Source organism: Domibacillus sp. F004, assembly GCF_057814295.1.
The window spans coordinates 644,018-663,886 of sequence record NZ_JBVATB010000001.1; the positions used below are offsets into that span (position 1 = coordinate 644,018).

Genomic DNA, 19,869 nt, shown 5'->3' on the forward strand with positions numbered 1-19,869 from the left:
ATGGGAGCATAATAAGCTTAAGTTTGACATGAATGGATCTTTACAATAAGAAAAAACGGCTAAGATCATGAAGATTTTAGCCGTTTTTTCTATCGGTGTTGCCGAAAGAGTACCCCTACTTCAATTTTGCGAAGGGCAAAGTCCAAAAATAAGTAGGGGGTGAATTTCGGTTGGCGATAGCCAAGAGTTCTTTCCTTTATTTTCCTAGCTTGATATAATCAGTCTTAGAAGAAAGAAAGGCTGGCTGTATTATCAATGAAATTGGATAGTAATAATCATTCAGTATTTAGTTTGAATTATCACTTGGTGTTAGTCATCAAGTACCGTAGGAAAGTGATAAATAACGATATATCTGAACGTGCAAAAGAAATGTTTGTTTCACTCGGAGAAAGATGTCACATTTCGCTTATAGAATGGAATCATGACATAGACCACATTCATATATTGTTCAAGGCGCACCCTAAAACAGAATTATCAAAGTTTATCAACGCCTATAAAAGCGCCAGTTCTCGCACACTGAAAAAAGAGTTTCCGCAAATCCGAAAGAAATTGTGGAAAGAATCCTTTTGGTCAAGAAGCTTTTGCTTGCTGACAACAGGCGGAACATCCATTGACGTTGTACGTAAATATATCGAAAATCAAGGAATGAAATGAGGGGAGATGAAAACCATGTTGCTTAACAAAGCGTATAAATTTCGAATCTACCCTAACAAAGAACAGGAAATTCTCATTGCGAAAACGATTGGCTGTTCTCGCTTTGTGTTCAATTACTTTTTAGCGAAGTGGAATGATGCATATAAGAAAACAGGAAAAGGCTTATCGTATAGCGCTTGTTCTTCTCAGCTTACACAGTTAAAGAAAGAGTTGACTTGGCTAAAGGAAATTGATTCGCACTCCCTGCAATCATCCATAAAACATCTTGCAGACTCGTTTGGCCGTTTCTTCCAGAAGCAAAATAACTCTCCACGATTTAAGAGTAAGAAAAATAAGGGGCAATCTTACACGACAAATATTGAAAAGAAGAACCAGCTTCCAGAAGCAAGCATTGCAGGCAACCGCATGAAACTGCCAAAGCTGGGCTGGGTTCGTTTTGCTAACAGTCGTCAAGTGCAGGGGCGTATTTTGAACGCTACTGTCAGACGAAATCCTTCTGGTAAATATTTTGTTTCGATTCTTGCGGAAACAGAAATAAAAAAACTGCCGAAAACAAACTCAAGTACAGGGATTGATGTTGGGCTAAAAGACTTTGCCATTCTTTCAGATGGAACCGTGCATAAGAACCCCAGTTTCTTCCGTTCGCTTGAAAAGAAACTAGTGAAAGAACAGCGTATTTTATCAAGACGGAAAGATATCGCTTTAAAGCAAAACAAGGCATTATCTGAGGCGAAAAACTATCAGAAACAGCGCATCAAAGTCGCACGCATCCACGAGCGTATAACGAACGCACGGACAGACTACCTGCATAAGATCAGCACCGAGATCATCAAAAACCACGATGTGATCGGTATTGAAGACTTGCAAGTATCGAATATGGTGAAAAACTGCAAGTTGTCCAAAGCGATTAGTGAGGTGAGTTGGTCGCAGTTTCGTACGATGCTGGAATACAAAGCGGAATGGTACGGCAAGAAAGTTATGGCTGCTGCGAAAAACTTTCCTTCCAGTCAGCTTTGTTCCGCTTGTGGCCATCAGCATAAAAAGGTCAAGAACTTGGCACTGCGTGAATGGAGTTGCCCTTCTTGCAACACATATCATGACAGAGATATAAATGCCAGCATGAATCTGAAAAATGAAGCATTAAGATTGTTAAAGTTAGAAGCACTGTCGGAGTTATAAGCTGCTTGTACGACTAACCGCAGGGACTGCGGGGATCGCCTAATAAATAACTGACCAATAGGTTGGTGATCTTAGGAATCCTCCACTTCAAACTGTTCGCAAGAGCGTTAAGTGGCGGGAGGTTCAAGGACTCACACTGATATTCACAGTACAACAAACGATTTCATATATAAACTTGAGTAATTGGAATAAAAGTAAAATGAAAGGGAGGGTGGATAATGGTTTATTTTTTATTGATTTTATTCGGTTTAATAGCAGGTTTTATCATGCCTGTGCAATCAGCCGTTAACACCACACTAAGAGGGTATTCGTTAGGCTCTCCATTTATTGCTTCAACGATTAGTTTTATTGTAGGAACGATTACCTTAGTCGTTATTACAGCGTTTAAAGGGGATTTTAACGGTTTATCTATGAAAAGCTTTCAAGGTGCACCATGGTGGGTTTATACGGGTGGTATATTGGGAGCTATTTTCGTTTTGGCGACGGTTGTGTTAACACCTCGAATTGGTGTAGCCGCGATGATGACGATTATTTTAATGGGACAGCTTATTGCTTCTCTCATCATCGATCATTATGGTCTGTTTGGATTGGAAATACATACAGCCACCTTGATGAGAATAACAGGTGTTATATTAATAGGCATTGGCGTTGTGATCGTTCAACTTTTTTAGCCACAATCGTAAAAGGACTCAAGCGTTAGCCTGAGTCCTTTTACGATTCATTGAAGCTATTTATTCGTTCAAATAAACTAATTTCGTAAAGCATCAGCGAATCTTTTTGTAATAATTTGTGGTCTTGTAATGGCCCCGCCAACAACTACCGCATGAACATTGATATCTAAAACAGAACGGGCAATTTCTGGCGTAGAGACATTTCCTTCCGCAATGACCTTTGCCTTTTTAACATTTTTGACAATTTGTTTAATGACAGCATAATCGTTATCGTCAATTTTCAATCCACTTGTTTCTTCCGTGTATCCATATAAAGTGGGAGCCACAATGTCAAACCCAAGATTGTCGGCATAGATCGCTTCCTCGACGGTGGAAACATCGGCCATTAGAACAACATGAGGATATTTTGATTTTATCTCTTTATAAAATGCTTCTAATGTACGTCCGTCAGGTCTTATACGTGCTGTTGCATCCGTTGCAATCATTTCTGCGCCTGTTGTCATTAATGCATCAATTTCCTTCATAGTAGGTGTAATAAAAACAGGATTCTCTCCATAAACTTGTTTGATAATTCCGATGACTGGAAGATCTACTTGTTTTTTTATTTCCACAATATCAGAAACAGAGTTTGCGCGGATTCCGATTGCTCCACCTTCTTTAGCGGCTAAGGCCATACGTCCCATAATGTATGAACTGTGTAAAGGCTCACCCTCTAATGCTTGACAGGATACAATTAATCCTTTATAAAGTTGATCTACTACTGTTTGCATGTAAAACACTCCTTGTAAGGATAGATTCTATTCTCACTGATCCAAGTACTCTTCCACTTCATTTTTAACAATTGTTACTTGTGGACCGTAAATAATTTGTACACCCGTTCCTTTTTTAACAATCCCTTTTGAACCTGTTTGTTTAATAATACCTTCATTCAATAATGATTCATCTTTGACTGTGACACGTAAACGAGTGGCACAACAATCGACTACATCAATATTATGTGAACCGCCTAACCCTTCCACAATCGTTTTAGCACGTTCAGTAGCTGCTACTTGATCGACGGAAACGGCCTGTTCTTCATCTTCACGACCGAGGACTTTATAATTATTTCTCCGAATGAGGAATTTGAATGTAAAGTAGTACAAGAAGAACCATGGGATACCGACAACTAATACATAGAGCCAATTGGTTTTATCCGCTCCTTGGAGAACGCCAAATAAGACGAAATCAATGAATCCACCAGAGAAGGTTTGTCCAATTGTGATATTAAAGATATCAGACATCATAAAAGCTAATCCGTCAAAGACAGCATGGACGAAATAAAGAACAGGAGCAACAAATAAAAAGCTGAATTCAAGCGGTTCGGTTATTCCTGTTAAAAAGGAAGTTAATGCAGCAGAAAGAAGAATTCCTGCAACTAGTTTTTTATTCTTTGGCTTGGCACAGTGATAAATAGCGAGTGCTGCTCCGGGCAGACCAAACATCATCGTGATAAACCGGCCAGACATAAATCTTGAAACACCCTCATAATATTGGCCCGTTTGGGGATCCGCTAATTGTGCAAAGAAGATGTTTTGGGTACCACTAATCAATTTCCCGCCAATCTCCATTGTGCCGCCTAAAGCTGTTTGCCAAAAGGGCAAATAGAAAATGTGATGTAAACCTAAAGGACCAAGCATCCGTAAAATAAAACCATAGAAGAATGTTCCAATTGTTCCTGTGCTCGTCACTAACGAACCTAATTGATTAATGAAAAGTTGGAAATAAGGCCAGACGATAAAAAGAACAGCTCCTACAAAGATCGATGTAAAGGAAACAACGATTGGAATGAATCGAGATCCTCCGAAAAATCCAAGAACTTGCGGGAGTTCAATTTTATTGTATTTATTGTGAAGAGCGGCTGCGACAATCCCGATGATAATCCCGCCAAAGACGCCCGTTTCCAGAGTCTGGATCCCAACGGCCATACCTTGTCCGGCTCCAGCTAAATTGTCTTCAGCCAGTTGGCCAGTAATAGAGAGCAAGGCATTTATCGCGCTATTCATGACAAAGTATCCGATCATGGCAGCCAATCCAGCCGTTCCTTTATCTGCACGAGCTAGGCCAACTGCAACACCGACAGCAAAAATAATCGGTAAGTTCGCAAATACAATACTTCCTGCCGAACTCATAATCGTAAAAATCGCTTGAAGCCATCCAATATCTAAAAACGGATAAGCTGAAACCGTATTTGGGTTTGACAGCGCACCCCCTATACCAAGCAGCAAACCAGCAGCTGGTAAGACAGCGATCGGAAGCATAAACGACTTCCCGAATTGCTGGGCCTTTTCAAAAAACTTTCCCACAAGTACTACCTCCTATTAAATTTATTGAACGGATACGATCCCGTTATCTCCTTGCTTGACTTCACCTTGTTTTTTCACTGTAACATTCGCTGCATTAGTAAATATGACTGGTGTAACAGTAGATGGAGCAGATTTCTTAATAAAGTCAAGATCAACCATTAAAATTTCGGTTCCTTTTGAAATTTGATCGCCTTCTTTAACGAAAACCGTAAAGCCTTCTCCTTTTAAATTGACCGTATCTAAACCGACATGAATTAAAATTTCCTGCCCTTGTTTTGATTTAATTCCAATTGCGTGCTTAGTTGGGAAGACATTCATAATGACACCATCAACTGGTGATACAACGGAACCATTTGCAGGAACAATGGCAAAGCCATCACCCATCATTTTCTCTGAGAATACGGGATCTTCAACTTCTGTAATGGGAATGATCATCCCTTCAATAGGCATGACAAAGTCTTGATCATTTAGGGGCAACAAGCTTGTTGCATTAGAGGATTGAGCGGCCTCTTTTTTTACTACCTTCTCTTTATTCTTAAAAAATCCAAACATATGAATAACACTCCTTTTTTTGATTTTTTGACTGATCGGATTGAAAAGGCTTTCTGATATAAAAACAGCATAGCACCTTATTATTATAGATGTCTATACCAATTTTAAAATTTTTAAGCCTGTTTTTTACATGAGTCAGATCAATATGCTTTATTTAACCTATGTATTGTAAGGGATTCAGGGGAGAATGAATCGAATAAAATCAAATGGTATAGACAACTATACTTTAGGGATGCTAAGATATAATGAGATGAGAAAGGATGACATTTCAATGAATCCAAAAGGCAAACCTATTTTGCTCAAGGGCATGCAAATATATTCTGAACATATGAAAATTGAACGTGGATATATTAAAATAAAAGATCAGAAAATAATGGAGTTTGGACCACTTGAAAAAGTAAATAATGAGGAGCAATTTGACGTTATAGAAGTGGCTTCTACCTATAAGGCGATTCCTGGTTTTATCGATGTTCATATTCATGGAGCCAATGGTGCTGATGCGATGGATGCGACAAAGGAAGCATTAGATATAATGGCAAAAGCGCTTCCGGAAGAAGGTACGACTGCTTTTTTAGCAACTACAATGACACAAAGTGGTGTGGCCATTGAAGAGGCATTAGTCAATGCAGGCAATTATATTTGTAATCAGCAAACGCCAGGCAAAGCTGACATAATCGGAATTCATCTTGAAGGTCCATTTGTAAATAAAAAAAGAGCAGGCGCACAACCGCTGAACTATATCATCGATCCAAATGTAGAGGATTTTAAAAGATGGAATAGACTCGCGAAGGAAAAAATTAAGCTCGTTACGTTAGCACCCGAACAACCAGGCGGTTTAGAAATGGTGACGTATTTAAAAGAGAATGGGATCATTGCTTCCATCGGTCATTCCGATGCTACATATAATGAAGTAATCGAGGCAATTCATGCAGGAGTCAGTCACGTGACCCATTTATTTAATCAAATGCGCAGCTTGCATCATCGCGAACCGGGTGTAGTAGGTGCTTCTTTTTTGCGTGATGAATTAAAAACGGAGATTATCGTTGATGGCGTTCACGTTCGGCCAGAAATCGTAAAGCTTGCATACAAACAAAAAGGAAAGATGGGATTAATTTTAATAACAGACGCCATGCGTGCGAAAGGTTTAGAAAATGGCACTTATGATCTGGGCGGTCAAGATGTGACCGTTAAGGATGGAAAAGCCGTTCTTTATGACGGTACCCTTGCTGGGAGTATTCTAAAATTAGGACATGCTGTGAAAAATGTTATACAATTTACAGGCTGCTCACTAGAAGATGCCATTGAAATGGCTTCTGTCAATCCTGCCAAACAATTAAATATTTTAGATCAAAAAGGCAGTATTGCGGTAGGGAAAGATGCAGACATTGTCATTTTAGATGAACATCTAAATGTAGTGATGACATTTTGCCGCGGAAAACGTGCCTTTCACAGCGAAGGAGAAACGATATGAAGATCATTGAAGTAAAAGACTATCAAGAAATGAGCAAAAAAGCGGCTGAAATTGTTCGCGATAATGTACGCCGCAATCCAAACGTTAACCTAGGATTAGCAACAGGTGGAACACCTGTTGGACTGTATAAACAGTTAATTGAGGATCATCAAAAAAACCACACGTCATACAAACATGTAAAAACATTTAATTTAGACGAGTACATAGGGCTTTCAGAATGTCATCACAATAGCTATCGTTATTTCATGAACGATCACTTATTTAATCACATTGATATTCAAATGTCTAATACAAATGTACCTTATGGGAATGTGAATGATTTGAAAAAAGAATGTTCGGATTTTGAAGATTTGATCAAAGAACACGGTGGAATCGATCTTCAAATTCTTGGAATTGGAAGCAACGGACACATTGGATTTAATGAACCGGGCACATCTTTTAAGAGTCAAACCCATGTTATCGGCTTAACTCCTTCAACTCGAGAAGCAAATGCAAGATTTTTCGGCAATCGTGAAGAAGTTCCGGTCCAAGCGATTACGATGGGGATTGCGACCATTATGAAAAGCAAAGAAATTTTGCTTCTCGTATCAGGTACGAACAAAAGGGAAGCTTTTTTTCAACTCCTACATGGTGAGGTCAGTGAAAATTTTCCTGCTTCTATATTAAGAAAGCATCCACGTGTTACAATTATTGTAGATGAAGCAGCGCGCGGTTGACGATGCACCTATAATAAATACCCGTAAAGTGTCATTAAATAGCTTGCTTAATGAAGAAGCATTCATGTTTTTTGATTTACAAGGAAAGGATACAGGTGAATGAAGAATGATTAAAAAGAATTTCCCTATTCCTATTTACTATCAAATAATAGAACTTATTCAAGACCAAATCGAAAAAGGGGAGCTAAAGCCAGGAGATAGTCTTCCCTCTGAAAGAGAGTTTGCAGAAAAATACCAAATTAGCAGAATGACTGTCAGACAAGCATTTACTCAACTTGTAAACAATGGCTACTTACATCGATTGCAAGGAAAAGGGACTTTTGTGGCTGAACAAAAAATTGAACAGACGCTTCATGGTTTAACAAGCTTTACTGAAGATATGATCGCACGAGGAATGAAGCCAGGTAGTCAACTTGTCCACTTTGAAATCATTCCTGCGACAAGTCAAATTGCAAGACAGTTAGCCATTAAAGAATATGGGCCTGTATATGAAATTAAGCGAATTCGTTTAGCAGATGAGGTTCCGATGGCTTTAGAAACAAATTATATTTCGGCCAATTTGATTAAAGGGTTAACTGAACAAATTGTCAATCAATCTTTATATGCGTATATTGAAAATCAATTAAACTTCAGAATCGATCATGCATCTCAGGTTATTGAATCGTCCATCGCAAATGAAGTGGAATCACAGCATTTAAACATTCAAAAAGGGGCACCTGTCATGCGTATTCAAAGAAACACTTTTCTGCAAAATGGGACTCCTGTTGAACTTGTGAAATCATCCTACCGTGCCGATCGTTACAAGTTTATGATTGAGATGAAACGTTGAAAATGAATAAAGGTGGGAATGTGCAGCATGTTTAATCACTATTTCCAAAAGATCAAGAACCTATTAGAGATTGTTGAGAAAGAAGAAAAAGAGAAAATAAAAAAAGCAGCTCAAAAGGTTTCAGAATGTATTCAAAATGATGGTATCATTCATCTATTTGGCTGCGGTCATTCTCATATGATTGGGGAAGAGTTATTTTATCGTGCAGGTGGGCTTGCTCCCATCTATCCAATACTCATTGAAGATTTGATGCTGCACAAAGGAGCAGTACGGTCGTCAAAATTAGAAAAACAGCATCATTTTGCCGAGCAATTTATGATTCATCACAGGATTCATCCGAAAGATGTCGTGATTGTTGTCTCAACATCTGGAAGAAATCCTGTTCCAATTGATGTTGCTGAAATCGCTAAAAAACAAGGTGCTTTTGTTATTGCTATCACTTCTTCAGGCTACGCCAAAAGCCAATCATCCCGACATGAAAATGGCCAATATTTATATCGTTCGGTTGATCTTTCCATTGATAGTCATATTGAAGTCGGAGATGCACTTATGACACAAGAACCCCTCGCTGTAGCCTTTGGTTCAGGCTCAACGATTATGAGTATGGCCATTGCGAACGGTATAATGGTTGAAGCTGTTAAGATTATGCTTGAGAATGGCGTCACTCCTCCTATTTTTAAAAGCGGCAACATCGATGGAGCAGAAGAACATAATAGAGAACTCATTAATAAGTATAAAAGCCGAATTCCGATGCTGGAAATCTAACTTATTTCGTCTATTCTGAGACATAGCTGATCAAGAAAAAGGTTATTCTTTTTCTTGATCAGCTATTTTTTCATGAATCTCTGCTTCAATTGCCTGGACGTGTTCATCTTTAAGCTCTTGATGAGGATGAGGATGGAACCATTGTATTTCCCCTTCATGGACAAAGCCTTTGTATTCTTCACCTTGAATTTGAATGGTAAATTGTTGACGTTCATGCAATCTGCCTTCAAATGCTGGAGTGAGTTCGACGTCTTTAACTTCGCTCGTTGTACGATATTCTTTCATCAGCTTATAAATGCTTTTTTCTAAAGCCTCCGTTTGATCGTCACCGATCATTTGCCTCGGCTGCGGTTGAAGCCATTGAATTTCATCATTGTGAAAATGACCTTTAAACTCGCTTCCTTGAACTTTAACTACAAATTCATCCCGTTCGTGAAGCCGATTTTCAAATACAGGTTCCACCCCAAACTTTTCCAATTCATTTTCAGCAGACATGGTTTACACTCCTTTTAAAAGCATTCTCTTTGAGGTATTCCCTAGATTCATAATAAGTATTCTCTTTTTTAAGGCTGCATTTTTAAATTAAAGATTAGGCATTACTTTGCGGGCAAATAAAAACAGCCATGTACTTAGGACGAACGGCATAGTGAGAGGTGGCAGACCATATGGCAGTAGGAAACTATCCAGACTTGCGGTGATCAGTACAGAAGTTGCCGCCGCCAGAAGGCCGGAAAAAGGAATAAGCTTCTTTTTATTATGAAAAACGTCCGAAATGGCGAAAATCGTTAATATGGCGTTGTAACCGTACAAGCCAGAATTCAAAGCGGAATGTTCGCCACCGAAATAATAGGCGGTCAGCCATGAAATGATGGTGGCGTATATCGCCAGTAAACCTAACCGTCTGCTCGCCCAGAAAATACCAGCTAGTATTAGAAGGCCACTCACAAGATGATCAAGGAAATAAATTTGTCCAACACTTCGAACGAAGCCGCTCGTTAAATCGATTGGACCCGAGATATCCAGTTGCCAGTAAGCCAGGACCTGCGGAACGAGAGAATCGTCTACTTCGAGAAACTGTAAACGATGTGAAGCTGTCAGTAAAAACCAGGTCAAAATAATGTAAGGAACGGTAAGAGAAGGCACATCAAATGGTTTTGTGAAATGCATCATCCCCGCTGTGAAAATGGAGGCGATCACTGCACTGAACAAAGCGATGATCCAGCGATGATCTCCATCTAAGAAAAGCATCATCGCTAAACCGGAGAGAGCAGAGTTGAAGCTGAATAAACCTTGGGCAATCATTTTTTCATCGGCTCCACCTATTTTTGCGGTTGCTGTACCGATAAAGGAAGAAGCGAAAGCCACGATGCTAAGCGGGAGAGAATAGAGAGAAATGGCTGCCAGTACGATAAGCCCAGTGATGGCATTTTCAATTAAAAGAACTTGCGAGATCCCCTTTAGTGAAGCGGAAAGAATAGGAAATACACTGCTCGTCTTGGTGTTTTTCGGCATAAAAAAGCTCCTGACTTTAAAATATCTAACAAAAAACCAAATTTAATATGTAAAAATTGATATATGCGAGACTATCTTATATTATTTAGCAGAAAGAAATCAAAAATTTTGATACGGATGGAGGAGTTTACATGCACTTGTTGCCTCGTGAACAGGAAAAGTTATTAATTGTTGTGGCAGCGGATCTGGCAAGGCGCCGGAAAGATCGGGGACTGAAACTGAATCATCCCGAGGCGGTTTCGTTGATTACATATGAAATTTTAGAAGGCGCCCGTGACGGCAAAACGGTTGCTGAGTTAATGGAGTATGGGACGACGATTTTAACGGCAGACGATGTCATGGAAGGCGTGGCAGAAATGATTGACGATGTGCAAGTAGAAGCGACATTTCCAGACGGTGTAAAACTCGTAACGGTCCACGTGCCGATACGATAAGGGAGGAATTTTTGACATGATACCTGGAGAATACATTTTAAAGTCGGACGATATCGTTTGCAATGAAGGACAGGAAACAAAAAAGATTTCCGTTTTAAACAACGGAGACCGTCCTGTGCAGGTAGGGTCCCATTTTCATTTTTATGAAATTAACGAAAGTCTTGAATTTGATCGTGAAGCTGCTTTTGGATTTCGTTTAAATATTCCAGCGGGTGCAGCTGTTCGTTTTGAACCGGGGGATAAAAAAGAAGTACAATTGGTCGCGTTCACAGGTGAAAGGCGTGTATATGGATTAAACAATAAAACAGAAGGATCATTAGACCGGGAGGAATAACACATGAGCTTTCGTATGACGAGAAAACAATATTCTGATATGTACGGTCCAACAACAGGTGATGCCGTTCGTCTAGCGGATACAGATTTATTTATTGAAATTGAAAAAGATCATACGCAATATGGAGATGAAGTCGTTTTTGGCGGTGGTAAAGTGATCCGTGATGGGATGGGCAGTCATCCGCTCGCTGTTCGTGCCGATAATGTTCCGGATCTTGTGATCACAAGTGTCATTGTTTTGGATTATACAGGTATTTATAAAGCGGACGTAGCTGTTCGTGATGGCAAAATTTTTGCGATTGGAAAAGCGGGCAATCCGCTTTTGATGGATGGTGTCGATATCGTGATCGGCGCATCCACCGAAATTATTGCCGGGGAAGGCAAAATTTTGACAGCAGGCGGGATTGATACGCACGTTCATTTCATTAACCCTGCTCAAGTAGAAACAGCTTTAACTGCTGGATTGACAACGCTGATCGGCGGCGGAACAGGACCGGCAGAAGGATCAAAAGCGACGACTGTGACACCGGGTGAATGGAATATTCACCGCATGCTTGAAGCGGCGGAAGATATGCCGATTAACGTCGGCTTCTTAGGAAAAGGACACGCCGGTGCAGAAGAGCCGCTTGCAGAGCAAGTTCGAGCTGGCGTGATCGGACTGAAGGTTCATGAAGACTGGGGCGCAACACGTTCAGCAATTGATTTGTCTTTAAAAGTCGCTGATGAATATGATGTTCAAGTCGCACTCCATTCCGATACATTGAATGAAGGTGGTTTTGCGGAAGATACAGCGGCCGCATTTAAAGGCCGTCTTATTCATACGTACCATACAGAAGGAGCCGGCGGCGGTCATGCACCGGATATTATTAAACTAGCCGGCTATCCGAATGTACTTCCTGCTTCGACAAATCCGACGCTCCCGTACACGGTGAACACGATTGATGAGCACCTTGATATGTTGATGGTGTGTCATCACTTAAATCCGGATATTCCAGAGGATGTGGCATTTGCGGATTCGCGGATTCGGGGAGAAACGATTGCAGCGGAAGATATTTTGCAGGATATGGGTGTGTTTAGTATTACGAGCTCCGACTCACAAGCGATGGGCCGTATTGGAGAAGTTGTTTTACGGACATGGCAAACAGCGGATAAAATGAAAAAACAGCGGGGCAAATTTGAAAATGACAACGGTGTTGGTGATAACAATCGTGTAAAACGTTACGTTGCGAAATATACAATCAATCCAGCTATCGCACACGGAATTTCTGAGTATGTCGGTTCGATTGAAGTCGGTAAATTCGCCGATCTTGTTTTGTGGGATCCGAAGTTTTTTGGTGTAAAACCGAACATGGTTTTAAAAGGTGGTCAGGCTGTCTATAGTTTAATGGGCGATGCGAATGCATCCATTCCGACGCCTCAGCCAATTCTTTATCGCCCAATGTATGGGACAATGGGAAAAGCAAAATATAAAGCCTCTATTACATTCGTCTCAAAAGCTGCATATGAAGGCGGCGTTCATGAAAAACTGGGACTTCAAAAAACGGTCCTTCCTGTACACGGCATTCGGTCATTGACGAAAAAAGACATGAAATTGAACGATGCAACACCTGAAATTACGGTCGATCCAGAAACGTATGAAGTACGTGTGGATGGCGAGCATATTACATGTGACCCGGTAGACGTCGTGCCTATGGGACAGCGTTATTTCTTATTTTGAGGTGAAAAGATGATTATTGAGAAAATTGTAGGACATATTGACGAGCTTGATCCAGAGCTTGTTGCCTGTACACACAAAGAAAAAGTGTATTTAGAAAGCAGTGACTTAGTGAAACGCATTCAGCGCGTCAAAACGGATCATGGCCGTGATCTTGGCATTCGTTTAAGCGAGTCCCGTGAGTTAAATGCGGGCGACGTGCTGTACATGGATGAAAAGAATATCATTTTGATTGAAGTATTTCCGGACGACGTGATCGTTATTCAGCCGCGGAGCATGAATGAAATGGGGACGATTGCTCATCAGCTTGGTAACCGGCATTTGCCAGCCCAATTTGAAGAGGATCAGATGCTCGTTCAATATGATTATCTTGTCGAAGAACTGCTTGAGGAGCTAGGTATCCCGTATGCGCGTGAAAAACGAAAAGTGAAAAAAGCATTCCGGCATATAGGACATAGCCATGGATAACTATTTGCTGTCTTTATTTCAGCTATGTGATTCCAACTTGCCAACAGGGGCATTTAGTCACTCGTTCGGTTTGGAAACGTACATACAGGAAAATAAAGTACATGATAAAAAGAGTTTTTCAGAATGGCTGCAGATGTATATATCAGGGCAGCTCGTCTATACAGACGGGCTGGCCTGCCGTCTTGCTTATGAAGCGCTTGAACGAAATGATGCCGAGGCGATCTGGGCGCTTGATAGGAAAATAACGGTACAAGCTCTTCCGAGAGAAACGAGAGAGGGAACGTATAAGATAGGGGAGCGCATGTTGACTATTGGAAATGATCTTTATCCATCCCCTTTGCTGTCTCTGTATAAAGAAAAAACAGCGAATGGAGAGGCGTTTGGTCATCCAGCTCTTGTATTTACAATGATTGCCCACCAGTTAAACGTGCCGGAGAATGTCATTTTATCCACTTATCTTTATTCGACAATCTCAGGCCTGACTCAAAATGCCGTGCGCGGTATACCACTCGGTCAGACGGCCGGTCAGTTTATTTTGCGTGATATTCAGCAGTGGATCATAAAAGCAGTCGAACAAATCAGGACAATGGACATCGCCGATTTTGGAGCTGTGGCCCCAGGTCTGGAAATTTCCCAGATGAAACATGAACGGGTACATATCCGTATTTTTATGTCTTAATAATGAAAGGAAGTGCTTTTAAATGGAACCGATTAAAATTGGCGTAGGCGGCCCGGTTGGTGCCGGTAAAACAATGCTTGTCGAAAAATTAACGCGTCACATGCAGGATGACATTAGCATGGCGGCGATTACGAACGATATTTACACGAAAGAAGATGCTAAATACTTAATAAACAAAGGTGTTTTGCCTGATGACCGAATTATTGGCGTTGAAACAGGAGGCTGTCCTCATACAGCGATTCGTGAGGACACGTCAATGAATAGTGCGGCGATTGAAGAGTTGAAAAAACGCCATCCTGATTTGGACTTGATCTTCGTGGAGAGCGGCGGTGATAATTTGGCGGCTACATTCAGCCCTGAACTTGTTGATTTTTCCATCTACATTATTGATGTGGCCCAGGGGGAGAAAATTCCGCGCAAAGGCGGACAAGGAATGATCAAATCAGATCTTTTTATCATTAATAAAATCGATCTTGCTCCGTACGTGCACGCGAATCTGGATGTAATGGCTGCTGATACGAAAGTGTTCCGGGGCGAAAAGCCATTTATTTTCACGAACTTGCAGGACAATACAGGCTTGGATGAAGTCATCGACTGGATTAAACAAAATGCTTTACTTGCCGGGTTGAATTAAGATGGACAAATGGACAGGCGTTTTGCGTCTGAGCATGGAGAAAAAACGGAATAAGACGGTAACAAAACAAGTATATTTCCAAGGGGCATTTAAAATGCTGCGCCCCCATTATCTTGATAACAGCGGACAAGCATGTTATTTTCTCATTAATCCAGGGGGCGGATATGTCGATGGGGACCGTTACCGGATGGAAATTACACTTGAGGAGCAGGCCGAGCTGATCTTGACGACACAGTCTGCGACGAAAGTTTACAGAACGCCGTATACACCCGTTCTTCAAGAAAATGAAATCGTCTTGAAAAAAGGCAGCGTGCTTGAATTCATCCCTGACCCGCTTATTGCCTATCGTGATGCTAAGTATAAGCAAAATACGATCATTCAGATGGAGCGCGGAGCCACTCTTTTTTACAGTGACATTTTAACACCGGGCTGGTCTCCGGATGGAGAATGGTTTCGGTATGAGTTACTACAGCTAAAAAATGAAATTTATTTAGATGACAAATTAATTATGTTCGATCATTTAAAACTGCAACCCACTGAAGCGGGTGTGGATGGGATCGGTTATATGGAAGGGTATACTCATTTAGGTTCGATGATTGTGATAAGTGAACAAGTAAATGAGGACGTTCTTCAACGATTATATAGTGTAATCGAAAAAGATTTAGACGGGTGCAAAGCAGGACTGTCTCTCTTGACAGAAGGTGGTTTTACAGTGCGTATACTGGCTCATTCTACACAAAAAATTGAGGAACTTATGGCTGCTTGCAGCGCGTTCCTCCGCAAAGAATGGTATGACCGTCACCCAGTTACCTTACGAAAATATTAATTAGACAAAAATTTTGATGTACAAAAATGCTGATTAAATTGAAGATAGAAAGGGTTTTAAGATGGATGTCACGTTGTTTTCAATTTTATCACTGGGGTTCATACTGGGCATTAAACATGCGATTGAGCCAGATCATATTATTGCCGTTTCAACAATTGCCAGTAGAAGTAAAAAATTATCGCAGTCTGCTTTAGCAGGTGTTTTTTGGGGAATCGGTCACACGGCTACTTTGTTTTTGATTGGGATTACCCTTATTTTAATGAAAAATAGCTTTCCAGATAAAGTATCCATGTCACTCGAATTTTTAGTCGGCGTCATGCTTGTCTACTTAGGCATAGCCAACGTTTTGGCAGCGAATAAAAATCAACGTCATATCCATCGGAATCATAGCCAGTATGGAGATAAACATTATTTTATTAAGTCATCTCTCATCGGTCTCGTGCATGGACTGGCTGGAAGTGCTGCGATGGTTTTATTGACGATGAGTACAGTAAATAGCGTTTGGCAGGGTGCGGCATACATTCTTATTTTTGGAGCAGGTACGGTAGCAGGGATGCTCCTTTTTACAACTGTGATCGGTATTCCATTCGTGTTTAGTTCTTCTAAAAAAGAAATGAATTCACTGTTTACGATTATCTCTGGTATAATCAGTGTATTGTTTGGCTTGTACTATATGTACAATCTAGCAATTAAAGATGGACTTCTTTCGCTTTTCTTCAAATAGGCGAGTTTTTCCGTCGCTGCAAGGAGTGATATACAGTGAACACATTGGGGTATGCAATTCTTAGTATTTTGATTGGAAAGCCATGTTCTGGATATGAGTTGGCATCTTCATTGGAATCCATTTGGCCGGCTAGGCATAGCCAAATTTATCCTCAACTTTCAAAAATGGAACAGCAGGGATTTGTTGTTTCTCAAACGATCCAACAACATGGAAAACCAAATAAAAAGGTGTACTCTGTCACAGAACAGGGACAGGAACTATTAACAAGCTGGATGAATGAAGAGCCTTCTGATCCGGTAGTGCGGGATGAGTTTTTAATTAAGAATAATTCGATCTGGTTATCCGATCAGGAGAGCGCTGAAAGATTGCTGCATGATCGGATCAAAAAACTGAATAAAAAAATTGGTTCTCAGGAAAAGCAGATATCTACCATACAACAAGATATAGAAGATGATGAAGAGTATATCGCTTCTGAGCAATTTGGGCGTTATATGTTAATAAATAGAGGCTTAAGGCTACAAAAAGAAGAGCTGGAATGGTGTAAGTGGGCGCTGAATCTCGTGTCCAAAGGGAAAAAGCAAATTTGGTCGTTGGGACTACTTACTTTCATCAGCCTAGAAGAAGCATTAAAACTGGCTGTTTTATTTGTATAATAGGAGGGACGTTTTTAAAAGGATTTCTTTTAAAAGCGTCTTTTTTTTGTTTATTAAGAATGTAAAGCGATGGTTAATTAATAGTTGATTTTTGTAAACATAAAGGATTTTAGTATACCCCAATTGAAGTGTTAAAAGATACTGGGGTTGGCAGAAGAAAGAATGAGTATTGATAAATATCTTTTTATATGTTTAACGTTAATGTTGTCATTCTTGCTTAGTGCTTGTTCTGGAAATGAAAAAGTTATAGAAATAGAAAAAATATTATCTATGTAGAAAGAAGGAAAAATTTTGTTTTTTAAAATTGTAAAGAATGATTTCCTTAGGAATAAAATGGCAACAATGTCGGTGTTTGTCTTTATAACTATGGCAGTTATTTTGGCGGCTAGTGCAATAAATAACATTGCAAATCTGATTCAGTCGATGTCGGAACTGCAGGAACGTGCAGTTCCAGCTGACATTACGCAGATGCATTCCGGAAAATACAATCAGGCAGAAATCGATAAATTTACAAAAGCACAGCGTGAGAATATAGCGATGCAGGAGACGATGGTTCTTCAGAATATTGATGGAAGCAATATTCATTTTGGCCAAAATCAAACGATGGCTGGAACTATACAGGATATTTCATTTGTTGTACAGAATAAGAAATTTGATTTTATATTGGATCTGGATAATGAAAATCTGGATGTAAAGGAAGGTTTCGTTGCTGTTCCCATCTATTTCATGGAACAACATGACTTAAAAATAAGTGATACGATTACGGTGAAAAGCGGCGGGTATGAGAAAGAATTTGTCATTTCAGATTATGCAAGAGATTTTGAGATGAACTCTTCCCTTACTTCTTCGAAACGGTTTGTGATAAATCAGAATGACTATGATGAAATGCTTGAAATGCAGGCTGGGGAACTGGAATATCTGATCGAATTTAAGCTGAATGAATACGGGGATTCTGCTGCTGTTCAGACTGCCTATATCGAAGCAGGTCTTCCGGCAAACGGTCCTATAATCGAAGGAAAGATATTTGTGATGTTTAATGCCATGTCAGATATGGCAGTTGCGATTGTCATTATGTTTATTAGTATCCTGCTTATTGTGATTGCTTCGCTCTGTATCAGACTTACATTTCTGGCAACGATTGATGAAGATATTAGAGAAATCGGTGTTATGAAAGCAATGGGGATATCCAAAAAAGATATAAAAAAGGTTTATCTTAACAAATACAGAGTCATCTCAGTAGCAGCCGGTATTATCGGTTATCTGCTTTCCTTTGCAGCGGTAAATCTGTTAAACAGTAATATGAGACTTTACATATCTTCCGATTTATCAGGAAGCTTAAAATATGTACTATCGCTTATAGTTCCATTACTTGTATATTTCATGATTGTGATGTCCTGCCAGCAAGTACTGAAAAGAATCGATAAGATTTCTGCGGTGGAAGCTTTACGGAGAGATTCTATGGAACGTGGAAAGAACCGAAAATACAGTTTTTCACTGCTTAAGAACAAATTCTTCAGCACCAATATTTACATGGGACTTAGGGATGTATGGAAACGTTTCAAATTATACAGGTTACTGTTTTTTATTTTTGTCGTATGTACGTTTATTGTAATACTTCCCTTAAATATTTATAACACTATGAATTCACCGGAATTTTCCACATACATGGGAATAGGGAAATCCGACATGAGAATCGATCTTCGAAGGACAGATACGATTACAGAAGATTTTAAAAAGCTGCAGGAAGAGCTGAAAAATGATTCGGATATTGAAAAGTATGCGGCCTACATCACATGTTCCTACCAGGTCAAAAACGCGGAAGGTTCCTGGGACTATATGAATATTGAAACCGGAGATTTTTCCGTATTTCCACTAAATTATCTGGAAGGGAGAGCACCGAAGGGTGAAGGGGAAATCTCACTTTCCTATGCCAATGCGTCAAAAGACGGATTAAACAAGAAAGTGGGAGATGAAGTAGTCGTAAAGGTTGTAGGGACAGAAAAGACTTTGAAAGTAACTGGTATTTATCAAGATATTACAAATGGCGGGAAAACAGCAAAGGCACATACCAGTCTTGGTTTAAATGAGGATGCCGTTCTTTGGTATATTGTGAGCATGGATGTGGCTCAAGACGTTGATAAACGCGTGAAAATGGACTACTATCAGAATACCTATGATTCTGTGCAGGTAAATGATATCAAAGAATATACCAGGCAGACTCTTGGAAATATCATTGATCAGATGAGTACAATTGTTATAGGCGGAATCGCAATTGCAGTAATAATTGCTGTATTGATAACTGCATTATTCCTTAAGATGTTATTATCAAAGGATATGTCTCAGATTGCAATCATGCGAAGTGTAGGATTAACTTCTAAAAATGTTAAACATCAATATATGGCAGGAACTTTGATGGTACTGATATTGGGAATCCTACTTGGAGTGTTGGCTGCGAATTTTCTAGGGGAGTTTCTTGTAAGTATGGCAATGTCCACTATGGGAGCTGCAAAAATAGAACTTGTTCATGTTGCATGGCAGACTTGGCTGCTAGTTCCGATAGCGATGATTGTAGTAGTTGGATTTACGATTTCTGTCTGCTGTAAGGACTCAATAGAAGATGATTTATCTGTAGTGATGAGAAGTTAGAGCTGCTGTAAAAGGTCACGGCAGGAGGTGTATCTGCGAAGGTGGCAGAAGTCTCCTGCGTGAAGGT

At 40.0% G+C, this 19,869-nt stretch carries 22 protein-coding genes; 17 read left to right on the top strand and 5 right to left on the bottom strand.

The features are described from left to right. Positions 1–255: 255 nt before the first annotated feature. From tnpA to ACZYRN_RS03460, 3 genes are all read left to right on the top strand, one after another. On the top strand, positions 256–654 hold the full coding sequence (gene tnpA / locus ACZYRN_RS03450; protein WP_488910084.1) for an IS200/IS605 family transposase: 399 nt from the start codon (positions 256–258) through the stop codon (positions 652–654). A 15-nt stretch (positions 655–669) separates the two neighbouring features. After that, positions 670–1,833: an IS200/IS605 family element RNA-guided endonuclease TnpB gene (gene tnpB, locus ACZYRN_RS03455; RefSeq protein WP_488910085.1), complete on the top strand. Its 1,164-nt coding sequence runs from the start codon at positions 670–672 to the stop codon at positions 1,831–1,833. A gap of 218 nt (positions 1,834–2,051) precedes the next feature. Beyond that, complete coding sequence (locus ACZYRN_RS03460) at positions 2,052–2,504, top strand: DMT family transporter (RefSeq protein ID WP_488910086.1); 453 nt, start codon at positions 2,052–2,054, stop codon at positions 2,502–2,504. A 77-nt stretch (positions 2,505–2,581) separates the two neighbouring features. On the opposite strand, the gene ACZYRN_RS03465 is transcribed toward ACZYRN_RS03460, so the two are convergent. Genes ACZYRN_RS03465 through ACZYRN_RS03475 form a run of 3 tightly spaced genes read right to left on the bottom strand, consistent with a single transcriptional unit; the run spans position 2,582 to position 5,398 of the window. Then, the gene (locus ACZYRN_RS03465; RefSeq protein WP_488910087.1) at positions 2,582–3,274 is read right to left on the bottom strand and encodes an N-acetylmannosamine-6-phosphate 2-epimerase; all 693 of its coding nucleotides are present in this window, start codon (positions 3,272–3,274) and stop codon (positions 2,582–2,584) included. A 33-nt stretch (positions 3,275–3,307) separates the two neighbouring features. After that, positions 3,308–4,846: a maltose/glucose-specific PTS transporter subunit IIC gene (locus ACZYRN_RS03470; protein WP_488910088.1), complete on the bottom strand. Its 1,539-nt coding sequence runs from the start codon at positions 4,844–4,846 to the stop codon at positions 3,308–3,310. Between the two features lie 21 nt (positions 4,847–4,867). Then, the gene (locus tag ACZYRN_RS03475) at positions 4,868–5,398 is read right to left on the bottom strand and encodes a PTS sugar transporter subunit IIA (protein ID WP_488910089.1); all 531 of its coding nucleotides are present in this window, start codon (positions 5,396–5,398) and stop codon (positions 4,868–4,870) included. A gap of 271 nt (positions 5,399–5,669) precedes the next feature. Between ACZYRN_RS03475 and nagA the strand changes: the two genes are divergently transcribed. From nagA to ACZYRN_RS03495, 4 genes are all read left to right on the top strand, one after another. Further along, a complete protein-coding gene (gene nagA / locus ACZYRN_RS03480) occupies positions 5,670–6,869 on the top strand; it encodes an N-acetylglucosamine-6-phosphate deacetylase (RefSeq protein WP_488910090.1) in 1,200 nt (399 codons plus the stop codon). Then, positions 6,866–7,585 (top strand): glucosamine-6-phosphate deaminase, encoded by a 720-nt coding sequence (gene nagB, locus ACZYRN_RS03485; protein ID WP_488910091.1) that lies wholly within the window; start codon positions 6,866–6,868, stop codon positions 7,583–7,585. Before nagA ends, nagB begins: the two co-directional genes overlap by 4 nt. 106 nt (positions 7,586–7,691) lie before the next feature. After that, positions 7,692–8,414, top strand: coding sequence for a GntR family transcriptional regulator (locus ACZYRN_RS03490; RefSeq protein ID WP_488910092.1), 723 nt, complete (start codon positions 7,692–7,694; stop codon positions 8,412–8,414). 27 nt (positions 8,415–8,441) lie between these two features. After that, a complete protein-coding gene (locus tag ACZYRN_RS03495) occupies positions 8,442–9,179 on the top strand; it encodes an SIS domain-containing protein (RefSeq protein ID WP_488910093.1) in 738 nt (245 codons plus the stop codon). Positions 9,180–9,221: 42 nt separating this feature from the next. On the opposite strand, the gene ACZYRN_RS03500 is transcribed toward ACZYRN_RS03495, so the two are convergent. Both ACZYRN_RS03500 and ACZYRN_RS03505 read right to left on the bottom strand, forming a co-directional pair. After that, positions 9,222–9,674 (bottom strand): hypothetical protein, encoded by a 453-nt coding sequence (locus tag ACZYRN_RS03500; RefSeq protein ID WP_488910094.1) that lies wholly within the window; start codon positions 9,672–9,674, stop codon positions 9,222–9,224. 87 nt (positions 9,675–9,761) lie between these two features. Next, on the bottom strand, positions 9,762–10,691 hold the full coding sequence (locus ACZYRN_RS03505) for an urea transporter (protein WP_488910095.1): 930 nt from the start codon (positions 10,689–10,691) through the stop codon (positions 9,762–9,764). 131 nt (positions 10,692–10,822) lie between these two features. Between ACZYRN_RS03505 and ACZYRN_RS03510 the strand changes: the two genes are divergently transcribed. From ACZYRN_RS03510 to ACZYRN_RS03555, 10 genes are all read left to right on the top strand, one after another. Further along, positions 10,823–11,125, top strand: a complete 303-nt coding sequence (locus tag ACZYRN_RS03510; protein WP_488910096.1) for an urease subunit gamma — start codon at positions 10,823–10,825, stop codon at positions 11,123–11,125. A 16-nt stretch (positions 11,126–11,141) separates the two neighbouring features. Continuing rightward, positions 11,142–11,459 (top strand): urease subunit beta, encoded by a 318-nt coding sequence (locus tag ACZYRN_RS03515; protein WP_488910097.1) that lies wholly within the window; start codon positions 11,142–11,144, stop codon positions 11,457–11,459. Between the two features lie 3 nt (positions 11,460–11,462). Continuing rightward, entirely contained in the window at positions 11,463–13,175 is a 1,713-nt protein-coding gene (gene ureC, locus ACZYRN_RS03520; protein ID WP_488910098.1) for an urease subunit alpha, read from the top strand. Between the two features lie 9 nt (positions 13,176–13,184). Further along, positions 13,185–13,640, top strand: coding sequence for an urease accessory protein UreE (gene ureE / locus ACZYRN_RS03525; RefSeq protein WP_488910099.1), 456 nt, complete (start codon positions 13,185–13,187; stop codon positions 13,638–13,640). Then, positions 13,633–14,319 (top strand): urease accessory protein UreF, encoded by a 687-nt coding sequence (locus ACZYRN_RS03530; RefSeq protein ID WP_488910100.1) that lies wholly within the window; start codon positions 13,633–13,635, stop codon positions 14,317–14,319. The genes ureE and ACZYRN_RS03530 overlap by 8 nt, the downstream gene beginning before the upstream one ends. Positions 14,320–14,341: 22 nt before the next feature. Beyond that, a complete protein-coding gene (ureG, locus tag ACZYRN_RS03535; protein ID WP_488910101.1) occupies positions 14,342–14,953 on the top strand; it encodes an urease accessory protein UreG in 612 nt (203 codons plus the stop codon). A 1-nt stretch (position 14,954) separates the two neighbouring features. Continuing rightward, positions 14,955–15,779, top strand: coding sequence for an urease accessory protein UreD (locus tag ACZYRN_RS03540; protein WP_488910102.1), 825 nt, complete (start codon positions 14,955–14,957; stop codon positions 15,777–15,779). Positions 15,780–15,840: 61 nt separating this feature from the next. Further along, the gene (locus ACZYRN_RS03545) at positions 15,841–16,503 is read left to right on the top strand and encodes a HoxN/HupN/NixA family nickel/cobalt transporter (RefSeq protein WP_488910103.1); all 663 of its coding nucleotides are present in this window, start codon (positions 15,841–15,843) and stop codon (positions 16,501–16,503) included. Positions 16,504–16,538: 35 nt separating this feature from the next. Then, a complete protein-coding gene (locus tag ACZYRN_RS03550; RefSeq protein ID WP_488910104.1) occupies positions 16,539–17,156 on the top strand; it encodes a PadR family transcriptional regulator in 618 nt (205 codons plus the stop codon). Positions 17,157–17,447: 291 nt separating this feature from the next. Next, entirely contained in the window at positions 17,448–19,802 is a 2,355-nt protein-coding gene (locus ACZYRN_RS03555) for an ABC transporter permease (protein WP_488910105.1), read from the top strand. Positions 19,803–19,869: the final 67 nt, after the last annotated feature.

Bases quoted from the DNA above. Each gene is read 5' to 3' on its own strand.
- tnpA (WP_488910084.1), top strand. From the start codon at position 256: ATGAAATTGGATAGTAATAATCATTCAGTATTTAGTTTGAATTATCAC.
- tnpB (WP_488910085.1), top strand. From the start codon at position 670: ATGTTGCTTAACAAAGCGTATAAATTTCGAATCTACCCTAACAAAGAA.
- ACZYRN_RS03460 (WP_488910086.1), top strand. From the start codon at position 2,052: ATGGTTTATTTTTTATTGATTTTATTCGGTTTAATAGCAGGTTTTATC.
- ACZYRN_RS03465 (WP_488910087.1), bottom strand. From the start codon at position 3,274: ATGCAAACAGTAGTAGATCAACTTTATAAAGGATTAATTGTATCCTGT.
- ACZYRN_RS03475 (WP_488910089.1), bottom strand. From the start codon at position 5,398: ATGTTTGGATTTTTTAAGAATAAAGAGAAGGTAGTAAAAAAAGAGGCC.
- nagA (WP_488910090.1), top strand. From the start codon at position 5,670: ATGAATCCAAAAGGCAAACCTATTTTGCTCAAGGGCATGCAAATATAT.
- nagB (WP_488910091.1), top strand. From the start codon at position 6,866: ATGAAGATCATTGAAGTAAAAGACTATCAAGAAATGAGCAAAAAAGCG.
- ACZYRN_RS03490 (WP_488910092.1), top strand. From the start codon at position 7,692: ATGATTAAAAAGAATTTCCCTATTCCTATTTACTATCAAATAATAGAA.
- ACZYRN_RS03495 (WP_488910093.1), top strand. From the start codon at position 8,442: ATGTTTAATCACTATTTCCAAAAGATCAAGAACCTATTAGAGATTGTT.
- ACZYRN_RS03500 (WP_488910094.1), bottom strand. From the start codon at position 9,674: ATGTCTGCTGAAAATGAATTGGAAAAGTTTGGGGTGGAACCTGTATTT.
- ACZYRN_RS03505 (WP_488910095.1), bottom strand. From the start codon at position 10,691: ATGCCGAAAAACACCAAGACGAGCAGTGTATTTCCTATTCTTTCCGCT.
- ACZYRN_RS03510 (WP_488910096.1), top strand. From the start codon at position 10,823: ATGCACTTGTTGCCTCGTGAACAGGAAAAGTTATTAATTGTTGTGGCA.
- ACZYRN_RS03515 (WP_488910097.1), top strand. From the start codon at position 11,142: ATGATACCTGGAGAATACATTTTAAAGTCGGACGATATCGTTTGCAAT.
- ureC (WP_488910098.1), top strand. From the start codon at position 11,463: ATGAGCTTTCGTATGACGAGAAAACAATATTCTGATATGTACGGTCCA.
- ureE (WP_488910099.1), top strand. From the start codon at position 13,185: ATGATTATTGAGAAAATTGTAGGACATATTGACGAGCTTGATCCAGAG.
- ACZYRN_RS03530 (WP_488910100.1), top strand. From the start codon at position 13,633: ATGGATAACTATTTGCTGTCTTTATTTCAGCTATGTGATTCCAACTTG.
- ureG (WP_488910101.1), top strand. From the start codon at position 14,342: ATGGAACCGATTAAAATTGGCGTAGGCGGCCCGGTTGGTGCCGGTAAA.
- ACZYRN_RS03540 (WP_488910102.1), top strand. From the start codon at position 14,955: ATGGACAAATGGACAGGCGTTTTGCGTCTGAGCATGGAGAAAAAACGG.
- ACZYRN_RS03545 (WP_488910103.1), top strand. From the start codon at position 15,841: ATGGATGTCACGTTGTTTTCAATTTTATCACTGGGGTTCATACTGGGC.